Here is a 4,031-nt window from a genome sequence, read left to right on the forward strand (position 1 = left end):
ACGGGACGCCCGGCTGGGGCGGCGGCGGGGCGTACCAGCCCGGCTGGCCCTGGCCCGGCACCGGCATCGGGGGCTGCACACCGGGCGGCAGCGGCTGCTGGAGCCCGGAGCGCTGGTCCACGGTGGAGCGGTAGTCGACGACGCCCTGCGTCATCCGCATGTACGCCTCCTCCAGCGACGCCTGGTGCGGCGACAGCTCCCACAGCCGTACGTCCGCCTCGTGCGCCAGGTCGCTGATGCGGGGGAGTGCCAGCCCGGTCACCCGGAGCGCGCCGTCCAGCTCGGGCAGCACATGGCCGCCCGCCTCGGTCAGCGCCGAGGTCAGCTTCTCCCGCTGCTGCGGCTCGGTGTCCGGGGTGCGCACCCGCGCGAAGTCGGCGGAGTTGGCGGAGATGAAGTCGGTCACGCTCATGTCGGCGAGCAGTTGGCCCCGCCCGATCACGATCAGATGGTCGGCGGTCAGCGCCATCTCGCTCATCAGGTGCGAGGAGACGAAGACCGTACGGCCCTCCGCTGCGAGCGCCTTCATCAGGTTGCGGACCCAGAGGATGCCCTCGGGGTCGAGGCCGTTGACCGGCTCGTCGAACAGCAGCACCTGCGGGTCGCCCAGCAGGGCGGCCGCGATGCCGAGGCGCTGGCCCATGCCGAGCGAGAAGCCCTTGGAGCGCTTGCGGGCCACTTCCTGGAGCCCGACGACCCCGAGCACCTCGTCCACCCGGCGGGCCGGGATGCCGGAGAGCTGGGCGAGGCTGAGCAGATGGTTGCGGGCGCTGCGGCCGCCGTGCACCGCCTTGGCGTCGAGCAGCGCGCCGACCTGGCGGGCCGCGTTGGGCAGCTTGCGGTACGGGTAGCCGCCGATGGTCACCGAGCCGGAGGAGGGGTTGTCCAGCCCGAGGATCATCCGCATGGTCGTCGACTTGCCGGAGCCGTTGGGCCCGAGGAAACCGGTCACCGCGCCGGGACGCACCTGGAAGGAGAGGTCGTGCACGGCGGTCTTGTCGCCGTACCACTTGGTCAGGCCAACAGCCTCGATCATGCTCCGCACCCATCGGAAGGTTCAGGACAGCGTGGCGCGTGCCCCCGTAAGGGTTAGGAGGATAACCGGGCCGGAGCGGTTCCGCTCAAGAGAAAGTAAAGCCAAAGGCTCACGGCGCGTGTCCGGTCACCGCCGAGAGCGGCCGAAGCCCTCTGCCGCGTCGGCGGCAGAGGGCTTCGCCCGCGCTCAGCGGGAATGCGCCCCGGGACGTTACCGGGTCTGCTGCGCCGGCACGCCGCGGCCCGCGGTCTCGTCCTCCACCGGGGAACCGGCGGCGGCGACCGCGGCACCCGTCAGCGTGGCGAGCATCTCGCGGACGTTGGTGAGCTGGGCGTTGATGCTGTCGCGGCGGTTGGTCAGCGCCGCCAGCTCCCGCTCGGACTCCGAACGGATGCGGTCCGCCTTGGCGTTGGCGTCGGCCACGATGTCCTCGGCCTGACGCTGCGCCGTCTCCACCGTCTGGCGCGCACGGCGGTCGGCGTCGGTGCGCAGCTTCTCCGCCTCCAGACGGAGCTGCTCGGCGCGGTGCTCGATCTCCGCGAGCCGCTTCTCCGCCTTCTGCTGACGCGACGCCAGGTCCCGCTCGGACTGCTCGCGGCGCTTGGCGAGGTTGGTCTCGAAGTCGGCGGCGGCCTGCGCGGCCTTGGCGCGGGTCTCCTCGAAGAGGGCGTCGGCCTCCTCGCGCTTGGACTGCGCGTCCTTCTGCGCGTCGGCGCGGAGCTGTGCCGCCTCGCCCTTGGCCTTCTCGACGATCCGGACGCCCTCGTCCTCGGACTTCGCCTTGCGCTCGGCGGCGAACGACTCCGCGTCGTTGCGCACCTGCTGGGCGGCCGACTCGGCCAGCTCACGGTGCTGTTCGGAGGCGCGGCGGGCCTCCTCGCGCAGGTCCTTCGCCTCCTCCTCGGCAAGGCGCAGGATCTTCTCGACCCGCGCGCCCAGACCCGCGTACGACGGCTCCGCGTCGGTGATCTGGGCCTGGGCGTTCTGCGTTTCGAGGTGGAGCTCCTCGATGCGCTTCTCCAGTGCGGTGATCCGGGAGAGCGCGCTGTCACGGTCGGAGACGAGCTTGGAGATGCGTTCGTCCACCTGAGCACGGTCGTATCCACGCCGCACTAGCTCGAAGCCGTAGGGGGAAGTGTCGCTCATGGGGTTCCTGTCGAATGAGACCGGTGAGGTGATAGAGGGAATCCTAGGCGCCGAAGCGGTGTGTCATCGCGCGGATACGTTTTTGGTCTGGAGAATGACACCTCTTTCGGGTGGCCGACCCCCCGAAACTTGCCATGCTCACTCCTAAGCGTCGGAGTTCTTGCCCCCCGACCGGGGCGGACCCACCGTGGCTCCCGCCTTGACCGCGCCGTCCTTGCCCGCCGGACCCTCGAACGACTCCAGCGCCTCCAGCACGTCCTGCACCCGCGAGATCTCGGTGTTGATGTCCTCGCGGCGGCGCACCAGGATCTCCAGCTCGCGCTTGCCCTCCTCGACCGTGCGCCGCGCCTCGCGGATCGCCTCGGCCTTCAGGTCCTCGGCCTCCTTGACGAGCCTGGTCTTCTTCTGCTCGGCCTCCTTGAGCAGACCCTCCGCCTTCTTCACGGCGGCGATCCGCACCTTGCCCGCCTCGGAGTTGGCCTCCGACACCAGTTCCTTGGCCTTCGCCTGCGCCTCGGCGAGCTGCTCCTCGGCCGCCTTGATCAGCGCGTCGCAGCGCTCGCCCGTCGACTTCATCGTCTCGGCCGCCTCCCGGCGGGCCCGCTCGTGCAGCTCCTCGATCTCCGAGGTGACCCGCTGGCGCAGCTCCTCGGCCCGCTCCCGGATCGCGGTCGCGTCCCGGCGCGCGCCGACCAGCAGCTCGTCGGCGTCCGTACGGGCCTTCTCCACACGGGAGTTGCCCGCCACCGTCGCCTCGGCCACGATCCGCTCGGCCTCGGTGCGGGCCGCGCCCACCATCGAGTCGGCCTGGCCCTCCGCGTCCGCGGTGGTCTTCTGCGCCTGCTGCCGCGCCTCCGCGAGCAGCTTGTCCGCCTCGGCCGCCGTCTCCGAGATGAGGGTGTCGACCTGCTCGGCCGCCTCCGAGCGCCGCTTGTTGGCCTCGCTGCGCGCCTCGTCCAGCGTCCGTTCGGCCTCCTCGCGCGCGGAGTTGGTCAGCCGCTCGGCCTCCGTCTCGGCCTCGGACCTGACCCGCTCGGCCTCGGCGCGCATCCGCTCCGCGTGCCGCTGCGCCGTACCGACCGTCTCCGCCGCCTCGGCGCGCAGCCGCTCGGCGTCGTCGGTCGCGTCCGCGATCAACTGCTCGGCGCCCGCCACCGCTTCGGCGCGGACCCGCTCCGCCTCCGCGGCGGTCTCGTTCTGGAGCCGCTCCGCCTCGGAACTCGCCTCGGTGATGAGGGTGTCGGCCTGCGTCGCCGCGTCCGACCTGATGCGGTTGGCGTCCTCGCGGGCGTCCGCCCGGGTCCGGGACGCGGCCTGGTCGGCCTCCGCCAGCTTGTCCGACGCCTCCGTACGCACCCGCTGCGCGTACTCGGCGGCATCCGAGCGCAGCCGCTCCGACTCCTGGGCCGCCTCGGCGACCGTGCGCTCGGCGAGCGCCTTGGCCGCCTCGGACTCCTCGGCCGCCTCCCGGCGCAGCCGCGTCGCGTCCTCGCTCGCCCGCTCCCGCTCGGCGTAGGCGTCGGTGCGGACCCGGTCCGCCTCCTCCTCGGCCTCCCGCCGGGTACGGTCCGCCGCGTGCTCGGCGGCCGAACGCAGCCCGGCGATCTCCTCCTGCGCCTGCTCGTGCAGCCCGCTGACGGAGTCCCGTACCTGCGCCGCGTGGGCCTCGGCGGCGGACACCATCTCGGTGGCCCGGCGGTCCGCCTCCTCCACCAGCCGGGTCGCCTCGGCCTGCGCCTCCTCCACGCGGGTGCGCGCCGCGGCCAGCAGCTCCTCGCTCTGCTCACGGGCCCGCTCGCGCTCCTGGTCCGCCTCCTCGCGGGCGGCACCGAGCAGCTCCTCCGCCTCG

General features: G+C 72.7%; 2 protein-coding genes and 1 pseudogene. All 3 read right to left on the reverse strand.

Going from position 1 to position 4,031, the window contains the following annotated elements:
- Positions 1–1,036, reverse strand: a 1,036-nt coding sequence (locus tag GT030_RS02025) for an ABC transporter ATP-binding protein (RefSeq protein ID WP_161199534.1), incomplete at its 3' end; no start/stop codon positions are given.
- A 210-nt stretch (positions 1,037–1,246) separates the two neighbouring features.
- Positions 1,247–2,182 (reverse strand): cellulose-binding protein, encoded by a 936-nt coding sequence (locus GT030_RS02030; protein ID WP_086694976.1) that lies wholly within the window; start codon positions 2,180–2,182, stop codon positions 1,247–1,249.
- Between the two features lie 144 nt (positions 2,183–2,326).
- Positions 2,327–4,031, reverse strand: a pseudogene (locus GT030_RS02035) (hypothetical protein); the annotation flags it as partial.

The organism is Streptomyces sp. SID1328, assembly GCF_009865595.1.
Classification (GTDB): domain Bacteria; phylum Actinomycetota; class Actinomycetes; order Streptomycetales; family Streptomycetaceae; genus Streptomyces; species Streptomyces griseoluteus.